Source organism: uncultured Amnibacterium sp. (genome assembly GCF_964250715.1).
In the GTDB taxonomy this organism is placed as follows: domain Bacteria; phylum Actinomycetota; class Actinomycetes; order Actinomycetales; family Microbacteriaceae; genus Amnibacterium.
Genome location: NZ_CAXUGX010000006.1, coordinates 1 through 19,810, shown reverse-complemented (window position 1 = coordinate 19,810; position 19,810 = coordinate 1). Strand labels below are relative to the sequence as shown.

The window sequence follows — 19,810 nt, the reverse complement described above, 5'->3', positions numbered from 1 at the left end:
GCCTCCGTCGTGCGGCCGATGTGCGGCAGGACCACCGGGCGTACCGTGACGCCGTGGACCGTGCGCGACCCGTGCTGCGCGTTCCGCTCCTGGACGCCCTGATCGCGGGGACGCTGATCGTCATCGGGATCGTGGAGGCGTTGCTCGGATCGCCGTTCGGTGGGATCGGCGCCGCCACATCGCAGGGCGTGATCGCCCAGCTGAGCCTCACGGTGGTCGTCGCCGCGGCGGTCGCGTTCCGTCGCCGTGTGCCCATGCCGGCACTCGGGGTGGTCTGCGCCGCGATCGTGGTCCAGGTGGTCGCGGTCGCCCCTTACGTCCCCCTGCTGACCGGACTGCTGCCGCTCGTCATCACGCTCTACACCGCGACCGCGTACGGCCCCCGCTGGCGGATCGTGGCACTGGTGGCCGCCTTCGCAACCGAGGCGGTGTTCACGCTGCGGATCCCGGAGGAGCACAGCACGGGAGAAGTGCTCTTCGGCGTGTTCGTGCTGCTCGGGACGTGGGCGATCGGTGATGTCGTGCACGGTCGGCTCGCCGATGCGCGCAACTCGGTCCTTGCGGCCGAACGGGCTCTCGCCGACCGGGAGGCCGAGGCGGCGGCCGAGCTCGCCGATGAACACAAGAGGATCGCGAGAGAGCTGCACGACGTCATCGCGCACAGCGTGAGCGTGATGGGTGTGCAGGCAGGCGCCGCGCGCACCCTGCTCGACACCGACCGTGAGGCGGCCCGCGCGGCGATCGGCGCCGTCGAGACGACTGCGCGATCGGCGGTCGCGGAACTCGGTCGCCTGCTCACCGTGATGCGCGACGGTCCGGAACAGGACGACCTGATGCCGCAGCCCGGGCTCTCGGGGGTTCCGGCACTGATCCAGCGAGTGCGAGCGGCAGGACTGCCCGTGCAGTTCTCGACGTCGGTGGATCGACCTCTGCCCCTCGGTCTGGAACTGGCCGCCTATCGGATCGTGCAGGAATCGCTGACGAACGCGCTCAAGCACGCGGGCACTCCCACCGAGGTCGCCCTCGCGGTCCGGGGCGACGATCTGTGCATCGAGGTGCGCACCGAGGCCGCGGGAGAGGGCGGTCCGAACGCTGCTGCCGGTCACGGCCTTCTCGGGATGCGTGAGCGCGCGCAGCTCTACGGCGGCACACTCGTGGCGGGCCCGCAGGACCGCGGTGACTTCCTGGTGCAGGCTCGGCTGCCCGTGTCGATGGCGGACGCATCGTGATCCGGGTGGTGATCGCCGACGATCAGGCGCTCGTGCGTGGCGGGTTCCGGGCGATCCTTCTGGCGCAGCCCGATCTGGACGTCGTCGGCGAAGCCGGCGACGGCGCCGAAGCGGTCGCGCGAGTGGCCGAGTCGCACCCGGACGTGGCGCTGGTGGATCTGCGGATGCCCGAGGTGGACGGCCTGGAGGCGACCCGCCGCATCGTCGCATCGGGCAGCCGATGCCGCGTGCTGATCGTGACGACGTTCGACGCGGACCGGCACGTCTACGACGCCTTCACGGCGGGTGCGGCCGGCTTCCTGCTGAAGACCGTCTCGCCGGAGAGTCTCGTCGCCGGCATCCGCGCGGTGCACGACGGCGAGGCGCTGGTCTCGGGCGAGATCACCCGACGCTTGATCAGTCGATTCGTCGCCGCCCCGGACCCCTCCACGGACACCCGCCTGGCGACCCTGACCGAGCGGGAGACGGAGGTGCTGCGGCACCTCGCCCTCGGGCTTGCGAACGCGGAGATCGCCGCCGTGCTGCATCTGGGCATCGGGACCGTGAAGACGCACATCGCCCGAATCCTGACGAAGCTGGCCGCGCGTGACCGAGTGCAGGCCGTGGTGGCTGCCTATGAGTCGGGCCTGGTGCGGCCGGGCGAGCGCGGGAAGCCGACCTGACGCATCGGGAGTAGACGCCTACGAAGTACTTGCTCGTGGAGGGGATGACGGGAATCGAACCCGCACCATCAGTTTGGAAAACTGAGGCTCTGCCATTGAGCTACATCCCCGCGCGCCGTCCAGCGGCGCAGCCACCACGGTACCGGCCGGGGAAGCGATTCGCTGAGGCGTGCCGTCGTGCGGTACCCGTGCCTTCGCGCGGTAGATGTGCATACCGCGTGGACCCACACGTACTGCGCGACGTTCGTGGGCCTGTGGAGAAGTGGCGGAGCAGGCGGACTGGGGAGGATACGACGCGCCGTTCGTTACGTGGAGTTCCGCTGATCCGGGCTACTTCTTCGTCTCGGAGCCAGTGTCGGTGGTGGGTGGTTGAGTGCAGGTATGCACACCGCAGCAGCCGCGACTCGCGAGGCGCTCGGCGACGCACTCACTGCGGTGCTCGCTGCGCCGGTTCTGCCGCGGACTGCGACGGATGCGGAGGTGCTTGCTGCTGTGGAGGGGTGGGAGGCGATCGGTCGGGTCGTCGATGCCCGCCGGGTCCGTGCCGCCGCGGAGGTGGAGTGGCGGTCCCGGGTGCAGTTGAGCCCGAATGGTCTCGCCGAGCAGTACGACGCCCGCGATGGCGCGGACCTGGTCTCCACGGTCGCCCGGATCGGGACGAAGGAAGCCAAACGCCGCATCGGCGTCGGCACCGCGCTGCTGCCCCGACTCGGGTTGGCCGGCGATGAGCTGCCCGGCCGCTACCCGGTCATGACCGCCGCCGTGAACGCCGGCGAGGTCGGGATCGAAGCCGCACGCCTGGTGGTGGAGACCCTGAACTCCGTGCGGAAGCGGACGACGATCGAGAACCTGGAGATCGTCGAAGCCCAACTGACCGAAGCGGCCACGATCCTGACCCCGGACCTGCTGCATGTGCAGACCGCGACCTGGGCGGAGTACTTGGATCCGGACGGCACCGAACCCGCCGACGAAGCACGACGGCAGAAGCGTGCGTTCCGGCTCGGACGCCTCGGCGTCGACGGGTTGACGTCCTTCACCGGACGCGCGACCCCGGAAGTCGCTGCACTTCTCCGCGAAGCGTTACAAGCACACCGGCGGGGTGTGCAGATGACCTACCAGCCGGCCGGCGGTGAGGACGCCGAGGACCTGGAATCCACCTGGCGGGAGACCGACGGAGACCAGCGCACCACGACCCAGTACGACTTCGACACCTTCGCCGCCATCATCACCGCAGGCGTCCAGGCGGAGAATGACGGAACGGTCGGGTGTAAGGCGATCCATGAGGTGGTCGTGCACGTCACCGCGGACGACCTGGAACACCGCACCGGTGGTGGCTGGGCGGAGGGGATCCTCGCCCGACTCCCCGTCCCGACCGTGGAACGGATCGCCTGCGACGGACGGACACGACTGCTGGTCACCGGGGAGCAGGGCGAGCCGCTGTACTTGGGGCTCTCGAACCGCCTGTTCACACCCGCGCAGAAGAAAGCCCTCGCCGCGAGGGATGGTGGCTGCGCGTGGCCGGGATGTACGGCACCGGTCGCGTGGACCGACGCGCACCACATCGCCTGGTGGCACCGCGACCACGGACCCACCGACATCGACAACGGCGTCCTGCTCTGCAGCCACCACCATCACCTGATCCACAACACCGACCGACACGAGATCCGACTCCACGCGAAGCAGCCACACCTCGTCCCGAAAGGCTGGAAGGGACCACCACTACCCCGACACCGCATGCAACGACACCCCATCAACCAGGGCGTCCGCGGAACGCCCAAGCGGATGTAGAACGACCGGGACAGGTCCTCCGGATGGATCAGCGTGCAGTCAGCCCCGAAGACGTGATGGTGCCGACGAAGCCTTCCGAATATGGTGCGATCCGTGCGCACTATGCGGAGCTTGACCAGGCCAATCGCTTTCTCCTGCCTCGTCGTGGGGCTGGTGCTTGCACCCGCGTGGGCGGCCGAGGCCTCGACAGACAACGCACATCGACCGGCCGTGAAGCACTATGCGAATTGCGCGGCGATCCATCGGGACTACAGCGGCGGGATCGCACGAGCCGGCGTGACCTACAACGCCGTGCGCAGCGGCGGACGGACGGTCCACCGTCCGCTCACGGGCTCGGTCAAGTTCTCGACCGCCCTTTACAACGCCAACTCCGCGTCCGACCGCGACAAGGACGGCATCGCCTGCGAGAAGTCGTGAACCTCGCCCACCGCCCTGCCGGGTAGGGAGGGGTAGGAGGGGTGGGGCCGTGCGCGAGGCAGCGGTCTCCCCGGCCCGGTCGGGGCTGTGAGGCCGCACGGGGTCAGAGGCGGGCCGCGCCCGCCAGGATCAGCGCGATGCCTGTGCCGATCAGGCCGATCACCAGCGTCGCGGCGCCGACCGGGATCAGGTACCGCCAGCGGTTCGGGGTGGTCGGGTCGGCGCCGAGCACGCTGAAGTAGAAGCCCGCCGGGATGAAGAGGGCCGCGTACAGCGGGCCGTCCGCGAAGGCAGTCGCCCACCCGGCGATACCGGGCATCGCGATCAGCAGTTTGAGGACCAGACCCAGGATCAGCAGCACACCCGCGTGCGCATGGCCCGCGCGGAAGTAGCTGCGCTGCAGCGCGTTCGCCGGTCGGCGGCCGCCGACGACCCGCAGCATGAACCCACCCGCCGCCACGACCGCGACCACCGAGATCACGCTGATCCCGCATGAGATCAGATCCACCGGGTTCACGTCCGTACCTCGACCGCCCACAATGCCGCCACACGCCCAGTGTGCTGCGGCGGCCCATCACAGCGGCTGAGGTCGGCCCGCTCAGATCCGCCGGTGGGTGAACCGCCCGCCGAGCATCGTGGCCGCTACTCCGCTCGCGTGCATCCGCTCGACCGGTTCCTCAATGAGCACCAGGTCGGCCGGGTCACCGACGCGGACCCTCGTCCGTCCTCGGGTGGCTGCGGCGAGCGCCGCGGCGACCGGGATGCGGTGCTCCGGATGCCACGCCGGCTCGTCGCCCGCGGCCCGGGTCACGGCGGCACGGATCGCCAGCCACGGGTCGAGGGGCGCGACCGGCGCGTCGGAGCCGAAGGCGAGCGGTGCGCCCGCGTCGAGCAGCGCGCTGAAGGGGTAGGCGCGGCCGGTCCGTCCCGGCCAGTGCCGCTCCGCGACGTCGCGGTCGTCCAGCAGGTGGGCGGGCTGCACGCTCGCCGTCACCCCGAGCGCGGTGAACCGCGGCAGGTCGGCGTCCGCCACCAGCTGCGCGTGCTCGATGCGGCCGTGGAGGCCCGTCGACTCGAGCGCGTCGAGCGCGACCGTAATAGCCGCGTCGCCGATCGCGTGCACGGCGGGTCGGAACCCGGCCCTCGCACCGCGCCGCAGCAGTGCCGCCAGCGCCTGCGGCTGGACGGTCAGCAGGCCCCGCGTCCCGTCCGGGTAGGGGTCGACGCAGTACGCCGTACGCGTGTTCAGCGCGCCGTCGATCAGCACCTTCAGCGGGCCGACCGTTACCAGACCGCCGGTGCCGTGCACGATGTCGCCGGTCCGCAGGCCCTCGTCCTCCGCACGGTCGAGGGAGTCGGGATAGACCGCCGCCTCGATGCGCAGGGGATCCAGGCCCTGGCTCACGCGCCGACCCCACTCCCCCGGATTCCACGCCATCTCGAAGTCGACCGCGCCGACGACACCGGCCGCCGCAGCTGCCCTGACCGCTGCGGTCACCGCCGCGTCCTGGTGCTCTGCGCTCATTCGGTTCACCCGCTGCGCCACCGCGAACGCGGGACCCTCGCGCAGCAGACCGGAGTCGTCGATGGCCCCGTTCAGGGAACCGTCGGCGGAGGGACGGACAGCGATGCCGAGCAGGGCCGCTGCGGCGGTGTTCAGCCAGGCGCAGTGGATGTCGTGGCTCTGCAGGACCACCGGATGGTCACCGCTCACGGCGTCGAGCGAGGCCCGAGATGGCGCGTCCGGCCAGACGCCGTCCCGAAAGCCGACGCCGACGAGCGGCCGGGCGACGCCCGGACGAGCGAGCGCGTCGGCCACGAGCGCGAGCGCCTCGGCCGCCGAGTGCGCCCCGGAAAGCTGCACCCGCGCCGCCGTCAGCGCCCATTGGGTCATGTGCACGTGCTCATCCCAGAGCCCCGGCAGCAGCAGGCGTTCCTCCGCTTCGACGATGTCGCCGTTCGGGATCGCTCCGCTCGGTCGGACCGAGCCGTGCGTGGCGATCGACGCGACCCGGCCGTCGGCGATCACGACATCGACCGGCGCCTCCCCCTCCGCGAGCCGCACCTGCCGGAGCAGCGTCGACCCGGAGCCGGCGCCTGAGTCAGAGCCGGAGTCAGGGCCGGGCCCCGAGTCTGACGGAGCCGACTCCAGCCCGCTCAGCGCGTCACGCCCACGGTCAGTTCCAATGCTCGCGGACCCACTGCTCGCCCGGCGCTCGGCGGGAATGCGCCTCGCGCATCGCGGCAGCGAGCGCGGGTTGCGCGTAGGGGCCGTCGCCCTCCAGGTGCTGCAGCACCGACTCGACGACATGCGGCGGCTTATTCTGACTCAGTTTTGCCTTGGCGGTCACCCGCGTCGGCGTGAGGCGCACGCCGACCGTGCCCTGCTGCAACCGCTCGGCGTAGGCGGCGTCGCCGGGCGTGCCGAGCATGGGACGCGGCTCGGGCAATTGGTTCTCGAAGTGGTCGACCAGCGCCTCGAGCACCTGCAGGTTCTCCTGCGCAGACAGCAGTTCCGGTACCCCGGCCAGATGGGCGGTGACGAAGTTCCAGGTCGGCACCGCCGGCTTCGCGTCGTACCAACCCGGAGAGATGTAGCCGTGCGGGCCCTGCACGATCACGAGCAGCTCGCCCGAACCCAACTCGTGCACCAGGTCGTCGGGCCGGCCGACGTGGGTGAGGATGCTCAGGTCTTCGCAGCGCTCGTCGACGACGATCGGATAGTGGCTGGCCACCAGCCCCTCAGACGTGTGGGAGACCAGGATCGCCCACGGGTTCTCCCTGATCAGCTGCTTGATCGCCATCGGGTGGGTCAGCGAGAAGCTCGGGTTCTGCCGCACAGCGCCCTCACTCCCCCTTCGGCTCGCGCCGCTTGGGGCCGGTCTGCCAGCCGGGCGCCCAGTACAGGGTGCGACCACCCATGTCCTCCATCACCACGGTGCCGCGCCCACGCGGACTGCGCTCCCCCGTGCGCTTGTAGACGTAGTGCCGCTCCTCGCGACTGGCGAGCGCGCGGATCCAGTCCTCTTCCGTCGTCAGCTCCTTGGTCATGATCTGGCCGGTGCGCACGCCGATCTCCAGCAGGTGCGCCCAGTCCTTCCACAGCTTGCGCAGAGTGGGCACCGGGATGTCGCGGCCCGGAGTGTGCGGATTCAACCGCGCCCGGAAGAGCAGCTCGGCGCGATAGATGTTGCCGATCCCCGCGACCACCTTCTGATCCATCAGCAGCAGACCGATCGGCGTGACCGTCTTGCGGACGGCGGTGACGAAGCGGTCCTCCGCGGCCTTGCCCGCATCGTGCATGGGGTCGGGCCCGATCTTCGCGATCGCGGCTTCGGCCTGCGCCTGGTCGAACACCTCGCAGGCGGTCGGTCCCCGAAGATCGGCGACCGCGGTGTCCGTCAGGATGCGCACCCGCACCGCACCGATCGGCTCCGGAGGGAAGTCGGGCAACTCGGAGTCGACGCCGCGTTCCTGCTCCGCCATGCGCAGCCGGGTGAGCCGCGGCGCCCCGATGGAGGCGAGGCTGGACTCCGGCAGCGCGTCCGGAGTGAAGGGGCGGTCGCTCGCCAGGTCGCTGAGCAGGGTGCCGTGCTGGTTGGTCTGCCCGACGCGTCCGTTCGCGCTGGCCAGCGTCGCGTCGGCGGTGATGTCGCCCGCGAAGTCCCACGAGCCGTACAGCCCCAGGTGCACGTGCAGGATGCGCGCGCCGGCGGGCTGCTCGGAAGGCTCAGACCGGTCCTCCGGGGACGCAGTGTCGGAGAATTCCAGGAACAAGTGCTTGCCGACCGCGCTCGCTCCGGTCAACTCGCGGCCGTTCAGGTCGGCGGCCCCTGCGGCGAACCGCCCCTGCGGGCTGGAGGTGGTGACGCGCCGGCCGACGAAGTTGCGGCGGAACTGCAGGGCGATCCGGTGGATCGAGTGTCCTTCGGGCACCGGCTCAGTCCTCCGTGGCCGGCCGGGCGTCGGACTGCGCGTCGGACTGATCGGACAGATCAGGCTGGTCGACGGCGTGCCCCGCGATGGTTCCGGTCGCCTCGTATTCGGCCAGCTGCGCGATGCGCCGCGCGTGCCGCTCCTCCTGAGAGAACGGCTCGGCGATGAACAGGTCGATCAGGTGCTCCGCCTGCTCCAGCGTGTGCTGGCGGGCGCCGATCGCGATCACGTTCGCGTCGTTGTGCTGGCGCGCCAGCAGCGCGGTCGACTCGTTCCACACCAGCGCGGCCCGGACGCCGCGCACCTTGTTCGCCGCGATCTGCTCGCCGTTGCCGGAGCCGCCGAACACGACGCCGAGCGCCCGGATGCCCGCCTGCTGGTCGCGGACGACGGCGAGCGCGGCGTTGATGCAGTACGCGGGGTAGTCGTCGAGCGGGTCGTATTCGCTGGGGCCGTGGTCGACGACCTGGTGACCGGCGTCCTGAAGGTGCTGCTGCAGATGTCGAGTGAACTCAAGGCCGGCGTGGTCCGTGCCGACGTGGATCCGCATCGCGTCAGTCTATGGACGGGCCGTGCGGGCGATGTGCCGATGCTGGGATCCGGTCTGCAGCAGCACTCGCGGAGCACTCCCTCATGGACATCGAGGTCACCTGGTTAGGCTGACGCGCCGCGAATCGACCAGCCCGAGACAGCCAGCTCGAGACGACCGGCCCGAAGAGAAGGAGCACCCGTGCCCGGAGAGAACCTGACCCGCGTCGAGGCGCAGGAGCGTGCCGCGATCGTCCGGCCGTCGGCCTACGAAGTCGAGCTGGACCTGACCCGCGGCGCCGAGGTGTTCGGCTCGCGCACGACCGTGCGGTTCGACGGGACGCCGGGCGCCACCACCTTCATCGACGCGATCACGAAGACCGTGCATTCGGTGACCCTGAACGGCACGGAGCTCGATCCCGCCCAGGTGAGCGACGGCATCCGCATCACGCTGCCCGAGCTGGCCGCGCAGAACGAGCTCGTGATCGACGCCGACGCGCTCTACACGAACACCGGCGAGGGCCTGCACCGATTCGTCGACCCGGCCGACGGCCAGGTGTACCTGTACTCGCAGTTCGAGGTGCCCGACTCCCGCCGGGTGTTCGCGGTGTTCGAGCAGCCCGACCTGAAGGCGACGTTCCAGTTCACGGTCACCGCTCCATCCGGCTGGGCGGTCGTCTCCAACCAGCCGACACCCGAGCCGCTGCCCGCAGCCGACGGCGCTGCGACCTGGACGTTCGAGCCGACCCCGGTCATCTCCAGCTACATCACCGCGCTGATCGCCGGGCCATACGTCGCCGAGCGCAGCGAACTCGTGTCCTCCGACGGCCGCACGATCCCGCTCGCCACCTACGCCCGCGCCTCGCTGGCCGAGCACCTCGACTCCGACTATGTGTTCGAGAAGACCCGCCAGGGCTTCGCCTTCTACGAGTCGATCTTCGGGATCCCCTACCCCTTCGACAAGTACGACCAGCTGTTCGTGCCGGAGTACAACGCCGGTGCGATGGAGAACGCCGGCGCGGTCACCTTCGTGGAGTCATACGTGTTCCGCTCCAAGGTGACCGAGGCGACCCGTGAGCGCCGCGTCGTCACGATCCTGCACGAGCTGGCCCACATGTGGTTCGGCGACCTGGTCACCATGACGTGGTGGAACGACCTGTGGCTGAACGAGTCGTTCGCCGAGTTCATCTCGACCCTGGCCACCGCCGAGGCGACGGAGTGGACGGAGGCGTGGACCACCTTCACGATCATGGAGAAGAGTTGGGCCTACACGCAGGACCAGCTGCCGTCGACGCATCCGATCGTCGCCGAGATCCGCGACCTGGAGGACGTGCAGGTCAACTTCGACGGCATCACCTACGCCAAGGGCGCCAGCGTGCTGAAGCAACTCGTCGCCTACGTGGGGCGGGAGGCGTTCCTGACCGGTGTGGCGGCCTACCTGAAGAAGCACTCGTTCGCCAACGCGGAGTTGCGGGACCTGCTCGTGGAGTTGGAGGCGACGAGCGGCCGGGACCTGACCGCCTGGAGCGGCTCGTGGCTCGAGACCGCGGGCGTGAACACGCTGACACCCGAGATCGAGGCCGACGAGAATGGCTGGATCACCGGCTTCGCCGTGCGGCAGACCGCGATCGAGGCGCAGCCGACCATCCGCCCGCACCGGCTGGCGATCGGCTTCTACGAGCTGGTGGATGGCGCGCTGACACGCTCCGAACGGCTCGAACTCGATGTCGCCGGCGACCTGACCGACGTGCCCGAGCTTGTCGGCAAGCGCCGGCCCGCCCTGGTGCTGCTGAACGACGACGATCTGGCCTACGCCAAGGTGCGCCTGGACACCGAGTCGCTGGAGACCGCGATCGAGCACCTGGCCAAGATCGCCTCGCCGCTGGCCCGCGCGATCGTGTGGAGCTCGGTGTGGGACGCCACCCGCGACGCGGAGGCACGACCGCGCGACTACGTGCGCCTGGTGCTGAACAACATCGGCAGCGAGAGCGAGTCGACGACGCTCCGCACCGTGCTCGCGCAGGCGTCGCTCGCCGCGGCGAGCTACGTGGATCCGGCGATCCGGGCCGAGACACTCGCGGCGCTGGCAGACGGCGTGCAGGCGTTGGCGTTCGCCGCCCTGCCCGGGTCGGATGCGCAGCTGCAGTTCACGAAGACGCTGGCGGCGCTCGCGCACACGCCTGCGCAGTTGCAGGCGGTCCGCGGCGTCCTGGACGGATCCACTCCGCTCACCGGGCTCGATGTGGACACGGATCTGCGTTGGGAGCTGCTGATCTCGCTGGTCGCCGGCGGCCAGGCCGGGGAGCCCGAGATCGCGGCAACCCTCGCCGCCGACACCACCGCTACCGGTCAGGAGTCGGCCGCGCACGCCCGGGCGGCCATCCCGACGCCCGAGGGCAAGGCCGCAGCCTGGGCGTCGGTGGTCGACTCGGCCGCCCTGCCGAACGCGCAGGTGCGCTCGACCGTCCTCGGCTTCCGCCGCGCCGCCGACCTGGCGCTGCTCCAGCCGTATGTCGACCGCTACTTCGCGGTGGCGGAGCAGCTGTGGGACAGCCGCGCCTTCGCCATCGCGTCGGCGCTGCTGCACGGCCTCTACCCCTCGCCGCTGGCGAGCCGCGACCTGGCCGCCGCCTCGCACGTCTGGCTGGACGCGCATCCGGATGCAACGGCCCTGCGCCGCATCGTGGTGGAGAACCTGGCCGGCGTGGAGCGGGCCCTCGCGGCGCAGGCGCGGGATGCCCGTGCGGAGTGAACTCGGCGCTCACGTGCTCGCCGTGCTCGACATCTCCTCCGCCCGTCGCAACGGCGCGATCACTCGGGCGGTGACGGACTTCTGGGCGACGAGCCTCGGGGAGGCCACGACCAAGGTGATCCTGGTCGTCGTCATCGTCTTGGTGGCGGTCGGGATCCGCGTGGCGGCCCGCTCGGTCATCCGACTGTTCGTGAGCCGGATCGTCACCGGGGTCAAGCGGCGCCAGCACGCGGACGACACCCAGGCGCTGCTCGCCTCCCCGGTCACCGCCGCGCGCCTGGTGCAACGCACGCGCACGCTGGGCTCGGTATTGAACAACATCGTCTCGGTGATCGTGACCGTCATCGCGCTGCTGCTGATCGTGACGACCATCAACCCGGGTATCACCGGTGCGTTCTCTCTGATCACCGCCGCGCTCGGCGCCGGTCTCGGCTTCGGTGCGCAGAACATCGTCAAGGACGTGCTGACCGGGCTGTTCATGGTCGCCGACGACCAGCTGGGTGTCGGCGACGTGGTGCAGACCGACCTGGCCAGCGGCGTCGTGGAGGCGGTGGGCATCCGGGTCACGCAGATCCGCGACGTGAACGGCGTGCTGTGGTTCGTGCGGAACGGCGAGATCAATCGGGTCGGCAACCTGTCGCAGGGCTGGTCGCGGGCGATCGTCGACGTGCAGGTACCGCACGATGCCGACGTGCAGGCGGTGCAGCGCCGCATGCTGCAGGTCGCGACCACCGTCGCGGCCGATCCGCGCTGGGCGGCCGCACTCATCGATCCACCCGAGTTGTGGGGCATCGAGTCGATCACGGAGAGCGGCGTGGTCGTACGGCTGGTGCAGAAGACCCGTATCTCGACCCGCGACGACGTGGCGTGGGCGCTCCGCACGCACCTGATGGAGGCGCTGGAGTCGATGGGCGTGCAGAAGGCGATCATCGCGAGCGCCCCGGTGGAACGGTACGAGCTGGCCGGCCCGCTGCGCGGCGCCCGGGTGGCCGGGTCCGAGTCGTCGGCGGCGAGGCGGACGAAGGCTGCCGCCGCTCGGACCGCCGATCGAGCAGCGTCGGGTGCTGCGCCGTCGGGCACGGCGTCGTCGGGCACAGCGCCGTCGGGCACAGCGTCGTCGGGCACGGTGGACGAGGCGCCGGATCGGTCCCGCGAATGACCGATTCGAATGTGACTGGACCAGATATCGCCGGCCGGAATGGGGTCGGCCCGGATCAGAACGATCCGAATCAGAGCGGTCCGAATCAGAACGGTCCGAATCGGATCCCCCCGAATGCGGCGGATGCGAAGCCGCTGCCGATCCGGTCGGGCGACTTCGCTCCTCCGCCCAAATCGTTCTGGCAGGACGTGGGCGGCCGAGCTACGTTCGAGCGGCTGGTCCGGGCCTTCTACGCGGGCGTCGCGAACGATCCGCCGCTGCTCGCCCTGTACCCGGAGCAGGATCTCGAACCGGCGATCCAGCGACTGACCGGCTTCCTGGAGCAGTACTGGGGCGGACCCACGACCTACAGCGAGCAGCGCGGCCACCCGCGGCTGCGGATGCGGCACATGCCGTTCGCGGTGACGTTCGACGCCCGCGACCGGTGGCTGACCCACATGCGCGCCGCCGTCGACACGCTGCAGCTGCCGCCCCTGCAGGAGCAGCTGCTGTGGGACTACCTGGAGCGCGCCGCCCACGCGATGGTCAACGCCTAGTTCCTCCGCCCACCCCGACTACGGAGATCCCGAGCGACACGCCGAGTTCGCGGCCGAATCCTCCGTACTTGTGCAGGTCGCTCCGTAGTCGGGCGGGGGGTCCGTAGTTGGGCCGGGAGTGAGGGGGGCGGATTCAGGAGAGCAGCGACCAGCCCTTGCGCTTGACCAGGATGTGGCCTCGTTCGGCGCTGAGCCGAGTCCATGGTCCGCTCTCGTAGACGGGGATCTGCTCCAGCGGATCGACGACGAAGCCGAGGGTCGCCGCCGCGAACGCGGCGCCGGCGGGCACATGCTCCAGTCCCGGGATCGGGCGACCCCACACCTCCGTCCGCACGCGCTGGACGAGCTTCTCGCCGGTGTTGCCGCCGAGGGCCGCGGCGACCTCGGCCGAACCGGCCCTGGCGACCTCGATCAGAGTGTCGGCGCCGACCTGGTCCACGGCGACCCAGCCGGCCCGGGGCGGCGCGATGCCCGACCAGGTGACGGTGTGCACGGGAGCGGGCAACGGCACGGTGATCAAGCCGGCGGCGCTCGCATCGACACCCTGCAACCGAGCGGTCAGGCTGGCGATCGGGACGACCTCGTCCAGCTCGTCCTCGGCGGGAACCTCGATGGTGCGCAGGCCGAGCACGGTCGGGGTCTCGTCGAGCAGTCCGGCGGGGTGCAGGACCGCGGTGTACACCGCGAGCACGCCCTGCTCGGCGGTCAGGCGAGCGGAGGCGCGATTGATCCGATCCGCTCGGCCCAGGTAGGTCAGCAGGTCGGTGAGCGCGGTCGCGTCCGCGAGACGCAAGGATCGGTCCATGGGCACCTTCGACGATATCGGGCGGCGCAGCGAAGTCGGCCGGCCGGAGGCAGACCGGCCGGAGCCAGACCGGCCGGAGCCAGACCGGGCGGAGACGGACCGGGCGGAGGCGGACCGGGCGGAGGCGGATCCGTCGGGGTCGAAGCCGGCGGAGTCGGATCTGTCCGGCTCGGACGCTCCGTCCCCGCCGCCGCTGGCCGAGTTGCTGACCGCGCTGGATCTGACCGACACGGGTGCGCGGACCAGCGAGGACATCTTCACTGGTCCGTCGCAGTGGAGTCCGCTGGGGCGGGTGTTCGGCGGGCAGGTGCTGGCGCAGTCGATCGTCGCGGCCACCCGAACAGCGCCGGAGGGCCGGTCGGTGCATTCGATGCACGGGTACTTCCTACGTCCGGGTGACGTCACCCAGCCGATCACGTTCTCCGTCGACCGCATCCACGACGGCCGCTCGTTCTCCACGCGGCGCACGCAGGCCTACCAGCACGGCCGGCCGATCCTGTCGATGATCGCCTCGCTGCAGACCGCCGACGGCGGGCTCGACCATCAGGTGCCGCTGCCGGCCGGTCTGCCGGGTCCGGAGGAGTTGCCCGACGATCGCACCGAGCTGGCCGCGATCGATCATCCGATGGCGCGGTACTGGTCGGTGGGGCGGGCGTTCGAGATGCGGCACGTGCAGTCGCCCGTCTACCTGAGCGTGGAGGGCGACCGCGTCGCGCATCAGGCGGTCTGGCTGCGAGCGATCGGCACGCTGCCCGACGACCCGACCCTGCACCGGGCCGCGCTCGCATACGCCAGCGACTACACGATCCTCGAGTCGATCCTGCGCCGGCACGGCATCGCCTGGTCCACGCCGGGCTTGAGCGTCGCCAGCCTGGATCATGCGATGTGGTGGCACCGCGACGCGCGCGCGGACGACTGGCTGCTCTACGTGCAGCAGTCGCCGAGCGCGAGCGGTGGACGTGGGCTGGCGCTCGGCAGCATCTTCACCCGCGACGGTGCGCTGGTCGCATCCGTGGCGCAGGAGGGGATGGTGCGGGTGCGGGACGCGGACTGAATCGCCCCGCGAATCCGGCACGGCGTCGAGCGCCGGAGTCGTCGAGCGCCGGAGTCGTCGAGCAACTATCAGCGGCGGCGGGTGAAGTCGACCGGCTCCTCCACGTACGGCTGCCACGCGGCCCGCTCGGCGTCCGTGATGCGGCGCGGCGTGGACGTCGCGGCATCCGCCAGCACCAGCGTCGACTCCGCACGGGTGAACAGCGTCCTCGGCTCTGCGCCGACTGCGGAGTAGACCTCGTAGCAGAGTTGCAGGCTCGAGCCGCCGATGCGTCCGATCCACACCTCGATGTCGAGCGGCTCGCGCTGATACGGGATGGGGCGCAGATACTGCGCCTGCTGATGCGCGATCAGGCTGATGGAATTCGACCCCGGCCGCCCGTCGAGGATGGCGGGACCCTGCAGGGCCACGTCGTCGCTGCCGTCCGCCGGGTCGCCGGCGGACCAGAACGCCCGGATGCGGACCTCCTCGAGCAGCCGCAGCATCGCGACGTTGTTCACGTGGGCGTAGGCGTCGATGTCCGACCAGCGCAACGTCACTGGCACGTGGATGCGCATCAGCTGCTCATTGGCGAGTGAGCCGCCGGTACGCGCCGCGTCCCGCGCCGACCGACTCGGGTCCGAGCCGCTCGGCCTTGTTCTCCTCGTAGGACTGGAAGTTGCCCTCGAACCAGTACCAGTTGCCGGGCTGCTCGGCCGTGCCCTCGTAGGCGAGGATGTGCGTCGCGACGCGGTCCAGGAACCAACGATCGTGCGTGATCACCACGGCGCAGCCGGGGAACTCGATCAGCGCGTTCTCCAGGCTGGACAGCGTCTCGACGTCCAGGTCGTTGGTCGGCTCGTCGAGCAGCAGCAGGTTGCCGCCCTGCTTCAGGGTGAGGGCCAGGTTCAGCCGGTTGCGCTCGCCGCCGGAGAGCACCCCGGCCCGCTTCTGCTGGTCGGGACCTTTGAACCCGAAGGTGGAGACGTAGGCGCGAGAGGGGATCTCGGTCTTGCCCACCTGGATGTAGTCGAAGCCGTCGGAGACGACCTCGAACAGTGTCTTGGCCGGGTCGATGCCGCCGCGGTCCTGGTCGACGTAGGAGATGTCGACCGTCTCGCCGACCCGCACCTCGCCGGCATCCGCGGGCTCCAGTCCCACGATCGTCTTGAACAGGGTGGTCTTGCCGACGCCGTTGGGGCCGATCACGCCGACGATGCCGTTGCGCGGCAGCGTGAAGGACAGCCCGTCGATCAGCACCCGGCCGTCGAAGCCCTTCTCCAGCTTGCGCGCCTCGATCACCTGGCTGCCGAGCCGGGGGCCGACGGGGATCTGGATCTCTTCGAAGTCGAGCTTTCTGGTGCGCTCAGCCTCGGTCACCATCTCTTCGTAGCGGGCCAGGCGCGCCTTGGACTTGGCCTGGCGGCCCTTGGCGTTGGAGCGCACCCAGTCCAACTCGTCGGTGAGTCGCTTGGCCAGCTTGGCGTCCTTCTTGCCCTGCACGCTGAGCCGGTCGCGCTTCTTCTCCAGATAGGTGGAGTAGTTGCCCTCGTAGGGATAGAGGCGGCCGCGGTCGACCTCGGCGATCCACTGCGCGACGTGGTCCAGGAAGTACCGATCGTGGGTGACGGCGAGCACGGCGCCGTGGTATTGCGCCAGATGCTGCTCCAGCCACAGCACGCTCTCGGCGTCCAGGTGGTTGGTGGGTTCGTCGAGCAGCAGCAGGTCGGGCTTCTGCAGCAGCAGCTTGGTCAGGGCGACGCGTCGCTTCTCACCGCCGGAGAGGTGGTCGACGCGCTCGTCGCCCGGCGGGGTGCGCAGCGCATCCATCGCCTGCTCCAGCTGCGAGTCGAGATCCCAGGCGTCGGCGGCGTCGATCTGCTCCTGCAGCGTGCCCATCTCGGCCAGCAGAGCGTCGAAGTCGGCGTCCGGCTCGGCCATCGCCGCGCTGATCTCGTTGAATCGGTCGAGCTTGCCCTTGATCTCGCCGACGCCCTCCTGCACGTTCTCGAGCACCGTCTTGGACTCATCGAGTTCGGGCTCCTGCATCAGGATGCCGACCGTGTAGCCGGGGCTCAGCTTGGCCTCGCCGTTGCTGGGGGTGTCGAGCCCGGCCATGATCTTCAGGATCGTGGACTTGCCGGCGCCGTTGGGCCCGACCACGCCGATCTTGGCGCCGGGCAGGAACGCCATCGTGACGTCGTCGAGGATGACCTTGTCGCCGTGCGCCTTGCGCGCGCGGACCATCGAGTAGATGTATTCGGCCATCTCCCGATTCTACCGGGGGGCCCGACCCGGCCGCCGTGGGGCCGGCTGCTGCAGCAGCAGGCTCGGCGACGGCGCTCTTCACCCACGGGGCTGTTCAGAGAGAACACTGATCAGAGACGGCGCTGTTCAGAGACGACGCCGATCAGAGACGACGTCGATCAGAGACGACGTCGATCAGAACGGTGTCGACATCCAGGCCGGTTCGAGCGACGGCGCATCCTCGCGGGCTACCGGCGCCCACTCGCTGCTGTGATCGACCTGGGCAGTGGACGGCTCGCTCCCGCGCTGGCCCTGCCCCTGCCCCTCCTCCTGCCTCTGACCCTGCTCATTGCCCTGCTGCGCTCGCGGCGCCCGCGGGCCGCCCGTCGTCAGGTCATGCCCGATCGCCGTCGCACGGATCTTGGCCGCGCGACCCTTGCCGCCTCCGGAGGTCTCGTACTGGGAGACCGTCAGGTCACCGAGAATGATCACCCGGTCGCCTCGGTGCAGCGCGTCGCCGGCGTTTCGGGCGAGGGCGCCGAATGCCGAGACATCGAACCAGCTCGTCTGGATGTCGACCCAGTTGCCTTCGGTGTTCTGTCGGCGCTCGTTGGAGGCGACCGAGAAGGTGATGAAGGGGTCGCCACCCTTCGTCGTCCTGCGCTCGGGGTCGGCCCCGAGCGATCCGACCACCGTGAATTTGTCAGTCACCGCTGCTCCATTTCTATCCGGCTTCCATCCGGCCGGGAATCGGCCTGTCCGGCCCGGAGAACCGGGCGGAGTCAGCTTGGCGGCCGGCCGAAGAGTCAGGAGCGACGAAGAACGCCCGGTCGCACATCCCGTCCACGAGGCGTGCTGTGGAGGAGACGGCGACCGGGCGGGAGCGGCCGTTCAGGAAGACCGGGTGGGCCGTGCGGCGCGGGCCTACGCGGCCTTCACGTACTTCGCGTACGACTTGCGCACCTTGTTGACCTTGGGCAGGGCGACCGCGAGGCAGTAGCCCTGATTCGGGTTCTTTGCGAAGAAGTCCTGGTGGTACTCCTCCGCGCGGTAGTACTCCCCGAGCGGTGCCAGCTCCGTGACGATGTGGCCGTCCCAGATGGTGCCGGCGCGGTCGATCGCAGCCTGGAAGAGGGCCTTCTGGGTCTCGTCCGCGTAGTACATCGCGGAGCGATACTGGGTGCCGACGTCGTGGCCCTGCCGGTTCAGCTGGCGAGGGTCGTGCAGGGTGAAGAACACGTCGAGGATCACGTCACCCGGGATGATCTCGGGATCGAACGTGACGGCGACCGCCTCCGCGTGACCGGTCGTGCCGGTGCAGACGGCCTCGTAGCTGGGCTGCCGCGTGCGGCCGCCGGTGTAGCCGGACACGACGTCGCTGACGCCGTCCAGGGAGCGGTACACGGCGTCCAGGCACCAGAAGCACCCGCCTGCCACAACGAAGGTCTCCATCTCGCGTCTTCCTTCCACCGGGCGAACCCGGGTCGTGGGCCATGTCCGCCTGATCACGAATCGACTCGTTCTGATCAACCGGTCGCCCCACCGTCGCATTCCGTGGGTAGAGTCCGGCGACATGTGGACCGACCTCGTCGCCTGGTTCCAATCCGCTGCGGGCATGCGCCTGACGGACGGTGCGATCGTGCCGTTCGTCGCGATCGTGGTGGCCGGCCTGGTCGCCGGTCTCGTCGCGCGCGGGGCGGTTCGCGGAGCCGTCGTGCGGGCGCAGCGCGAGGCGACCACCGCGGTGGTCGTGGCGGTGGCGGAGGCCGCTCGCCGCGCGGCAACGGCGCCCGATCGCCCGGCGCTGGAACATGCGGCGGACGAGCAGTTCACGGCGGAGGCGGAGTTGCGGCTGCGTCTGCTCCCGGTGTTCGGCGCGGAGCTGGCCGCCGACTGGACGGCCTCGGCGATCGCCGGCCTGCGGTCGACCGCGGAGCGGGATGGGAGCGAGGTCCGTGCCGACCTGGACGCGCTCCGAGACCGGCTGATCCGCTGGCTGCGCGCGCCCAAGCAGGCGCGGCGCCTGTTCCCGAAGCCGAGTTCCGTGCGCCCGCCTCCGGCCTCCGCCTCGGCCCCGGCCCCCGCCTCGGCCTCGGCGAAGGGGTCGAAGCGTGACGCACGGCGACGCTCCACGGCCGTGGGCATGGCCTCGGTGATGACCTCGGACACTGCGGCCGGCGCTGCGCTCGAGAGCGGCGGCCGCACATCGCCCGACGCGCCCGCCGAGAACCCGGAGCCGACGACCTTGGACGCGCCGGCGAACAGGCCGTCCAGCGACGCGGCTCCGGTCGAGCCGCTCGACGACCAGGGGGCGCAGCAGCGGGCACTGGTCGACGAGACCGCCCCGAGCACCTCCCCGGTGCCGCTGGCGCGACACGTCGCTCCAGCGACGGCCAACCCGCCGACCGAGGACCGGCTGGGCCCGGAACCGATCGTCGACCATCGCTCCTCCCGGCAGGCGGACGAGGACGACGACGCCGACTTCATGCAGGGCTCCGACCAGCAGGGCCCGCCGCCGGTCGCGGCGACACCGCTCCGCGAGACGGAGCCGGCCCGTCAGTAGACTCCGGCGGCACGCCCCGATAGCTCAATGGATAGAGCAACGGCCTTCTAATCCGTAGGTTGCAGGTTCGAGTCCTGCTCGGGGCACCGGGCCCGTGAGGGTCCGGGGACCCGAGCAGATCGAGAAGATGCTCGCGCAGTGGGCCCCGGTCGCCG

At 70.3% G+C, this 19,810-nt stretch carries 19 protein-coding genes and 2 tRNA genes; 10 read left to right on the top strand and 11 right to left on the bottom strand.

All coding sequences use genetic code 11. The features are described from left to right. Window positions 1-53: 53 nt before the first annotated feature. On the top strand, window positions 54-1,229 hold the full coding sequence (locus ACFE7H_RS07485) for a sensor histidine kinase (protein WP_375400603.1): 1,176 nt from the start codon (window positions 54-56) through the stop codon (window positions 1,227-1,229). Then, a complete protein-coding gene (locus ACFE7H_RS07480; protein ID WP_375400602.1) occupies window positions 1,226-1,891 on the top strand; it encodes a response regulator in 666 nt (221 codons plus the stop codon). Before ACFE7H_RS07485 ends, ACFE7H_RS07480 begins: the two co-directional genes overlap by 4 nt. Window positions 1,892-1,927: 36 nt before the next feature. Here ACFE7H_RS07480 and ACFE7H_RS07475 read toward each other — a convergent pair. Then, window positions 1,928-2,001, bottom strand: a tRNA-Gly gene (locus tag ACFE7H_RS07475). Window positions 2,002-2,272: 271 nt separating this feature from the next. On the opposite strand from ACFE7H_RS07475, the gene ACFE7H_RS07470 reads away from it, so the two are divergent. Beyond that, window positions 2,273-3,679 carry a DUF222 domain-containing protein gene (locus ACFE7H_RS07470; RefSeq protein ID WP_375400601.1) on the top strand — a complete coding sequence of 469 codons (1,407 nt, stop codon included), beginning with the start codon at window positions 2,273-2,275 and terminating at the stop codon, window positions 3,677-3,679. A gap of 210 nt (window positions 3,680-3,889) precedes the next feature. Further along, window positions 3,890-4,096 (top strand): excalibur calcium-binding domain-containing protein, encoded by a 207-nt coding sequence (locus ACFE7H_RS07465; RefSeq protein ID WP_375400600.1) that lies wholly within the window; start codon window positions 3,890-3,892, stop codon window positions 4,094-4,096. 103 nt (window positions 4,097-4,199) lie between these two features. Here the strand turns inward: ACFE7H_RS07465 and ACFE7H_RS07460 are convergent, their stop codons facing one another. From ACFE7H_RS07460 to ACFE7H_RS07440, 5 genes are all read right to left on the bottom strand, one after another. Next, window positions 4,200-4,613 (bottom strand): hypothetical protein, encoded by a 414-nt coding sequence (locus tag ACFE7H_RS07460; protein WP_375400599.1) that lies wholly within the window; start codon window positions 4,611-4,613, stop codon window positions 4,200-4,202. A gap of 81 nt (window positions 4,614-4,694) precedes the next feature. Beyond that, complete coding sequence (locus ACFE7H_RS07455) at window positions 4,695-6,161, bottom strand: amidohydrolase (RefSeq protein ID WP_375400598.1); 1,467 nt, start codon at window positions 6,159-6,161, stop codon at window positions 4,695-4,697. A 112-nt stretch (window positions 6,162-6,273) separates the two neighbouring features. Then, entirely contained in the window at window positions 6,274-6,936 is a 663-nt protein-coding gene (locus ACFE7H_RS07450) for an FMN-binding negative transcriptional regulator (protein ID WP_375400597.1), read from the bottom strand. Window positions 6,937-6,943: 7 nt separating this feature from the next. Beyond that, window positions 6,944-8,032, bottom strand: coding sequence for an Fpg/Nei family DNA glycosylase (locus ACFE7H_RS07445; RefSeq protein ID WP_375400596.1), 1,089 nt, complete (start codon window positions 8,030-8,032; stop codon window positions 6,944-6,946). A 4-nt stretch (window positions 8,033-8,036) separates the two neighbouring features. Beyond that, window positions 8,037-8,582 carry a ribose-5-phosphate isomerase gene (locus tag ACFE7H_RS07440; RefSeq protein WP_375400595.1) on the bottom strand — a complete coding sequence of 182 codons (546 nt, stop codon included), beginning with the start codon at window positions 8,580-8,582 and terminating at the stop codon, window positions 8,037-8,039. Between the two features lie 180 nt (window positions 8,583-8,762). Here ACFE7H_RS07440 and pepN point away from each other — a divergent pair, with 180 nt between their 5' ends. The 3 genes from pepN (at window position 8,763) to ACFE7H_RS07425 (ending at window position 13,007) form a co-directional block, all read left to right on the top strand. After that, a complete protein-coding gene (gene pepN, locus ACFE7H_RS07435) occupies window positions 8,763-11,312 on the top strand; it encodes an aminopeptidase N (RefSeq protein WP_375400594.1) in 2,550 nt (849 codons plus the stop codon). Continuing rightward, window positions 11,296-12,471, top strand: coding sequence for a mechanosensitive ion channel family protein (locus ACFE7H_RS07430; RefSeq protein ID WP_375400593.1), 1,176 nt, complete (start codon window positions 11,296-11,298; stop codon window positions 12,469-12,471). The genes pepN and ACFE7H_RS07430 overlap by 17 nt, the downstream gene beginning before the upstream one ends. A gap of 140 nt (window positions 12,472-12,611) precedes the next feature. Then, a complete protein-coding gene (locus ACFE7H_RS07425; RefSeq protein WP_375400756.1) occupies window positions 12,612-13,007 on the top strand; it encodes a globin in 396 nt (131 codons plus the stop codon). Window positions 13,008-13,140: 133 nt separating this feature from the next. Here the strand turns inward: ACFE7H_RS07425 and ACFE7H_RS07420 are convergent, their stop codons facing one another. After that, entirely contained in the window at window positions 13,141-13,812 is a 672-nt protein-coding gene (locus ACFE7H_RS07420; protein WP_375400592.1) for a hypothetical protein, read from the bottom strand. Between the two features lie 193 nt (window positions 13,813-14,005). Between ACFE7H_RS07420 and ACFE7H_RS07415 the strand changes: the two genes are divergently transcribed. Continuing rightward, window positions 14,006-14,866, top strand: coding sequence for an acyl-CoA thioesterase (locus ACFE7H_RS07415; protein WP_375400755.1), 861 nt, complete (start codon window positions 14,006-14,008; stop codon window positions 14,864-14,866). A gap of 68 nt (window positions 14,867-14,934) precedes the next feature. Here ACFE7H_RS07415 and ACFE7H_RS07410 read toward each other — a convergent pair whose 3' ends face one another. The 4 genes from ACFE7H_RS07410 to msrA all read right to left on the bottom strand — a co-directional run bounded on the left by ACFE7H_RS07410 (window position 14,935) and on the right by msrA (window position 18,544). After that, complete coding sequence (locus ACFE7H_RS07410; RefSeq protein ID WP_375400591.1) at window positions 14,935-15,423, bottom strand: acyl-CoA thioesterase; 489 nt, start codon at window positions 15,421-15,423, stop codon at window positions 14,935-14,937. A 7-nt stretch (window positions 15,424-15,430) separates the two neighbouring features. After that, the gene (gene ettA / locus ACFE7H_RS07405) at window positions 15,431-17,113 is read right to left on the bottom strand and encodes an energy-dependent translational throttle protein EttA (RefSeq protein ID WP_375400590.1); all 1,683 of its coding nucleotides are present in this window, start codon (window positions 17,111-17,113) and stop codon (window positions 15,431-15,433) included. Between the two features lie 174 nt (window positions 17,114-17,287). Beyond that, a complete protein-coding gene (locus ACFE7H_RS07400; protein WP_375400589.1) occupies window positions 17,288-17,803 on the bottom strand; it encodes a single-stranded DNA-binding protein in 516 nt (171 codons plus the stop codon). 213 nt (window positions 17,804-18,016) lie between these two features. Next, window positions 18,017-18,544, bottom strand: a complete 528-nt coding sequence (msrA, locus tag ACFE7H_RS07395) for a peptide-methionine (S)-S-oxide reductase MsrA (RefSeq protein ID WP_375400588.1) — start codon at window positions 18,542-18,544, stop codon at window positions 18,017-18,019. Between the two features lie 121 nt (window positions 18,545-18,665). Here msrA and ACFE7H_RS07390 point away from each other — a divergent pair, with 121 nt between their 5' ends. Next, complete coding sequence (locus ACFE7H_RS07390; RefSeq protein WP_375400587.1) at window positions 18,666-19,655, top strand: hypothetical protein; 990 nt, start codon at window positions 18,666-18,668, stop codon at window positions 19,653-19,655. A gap of 13 nt (window positions 19,656-19,668) precedes the next feature. Further along, a tRNA-Arg gene (locus ACFE7H_RS07385) sits at window positions 19,669-19,741 on the top strand. Window positions 19,742-19,810: the final 69 nt, after the last annotated feature.

Coding starts and splice junctions, on each gene's coding strand:
- ACFE7H_RS07470 (WP_375400601.1), top strand. CDS start 2,273: ATGCACACCGCAGCAGCCGCGACTCGCGAGGCGCTCGGCGACGCACTC.
- ACFE7H_RS07440 (WP_375400595.1), bottom strand. CDS start 8,582: ATGCGGATCCACGTCGGCACGGACCACGCCGGCCTTGAGTTCACTCGA.
- ACFE7H_RS07430 (WP_375400593.1), top strand. CDS start 11,296: ATGCCCGTGCGGAGTGAACTCGGCGCTCACGTGCTCGCCGTGCTCGAC.
- ACFE7H_RS07420 (WP_375400592.1), bottom strand. CDS start 13,812: ATGGACCGATCCTTGCGTCTCGCGGACGCGACCGCGCTCACCGACCTG.
- ACFE7H_RS07410 (WP_375400591.1), bottom strand. CDS start 15,423: ATGCGCATCCACGTGCCAGTGACGTTGCGCTGGTCGGACATCGACGCC.
- ettA (WP_375400590.1), bottom strand. CDS start 17,113: ATGGCCGAATACATCTACTCGATGGTCCGCGCGCGCAAGGCGCACGGC.
- msrA (WP_375400588.1), bottom strand. CDS start 18,544: ATGGAGACCTTCGTTGTGGCAGGCGGGTGCTTCTGGTGCCTGGACGCC.
- ACFE7H_RS07390 (WP_375400587.1), top strand. CDS start 18,666: ATGTGGACCGACCTCGTCGCCTGGTTCCAATCCGCTGCGGGCATGCGC.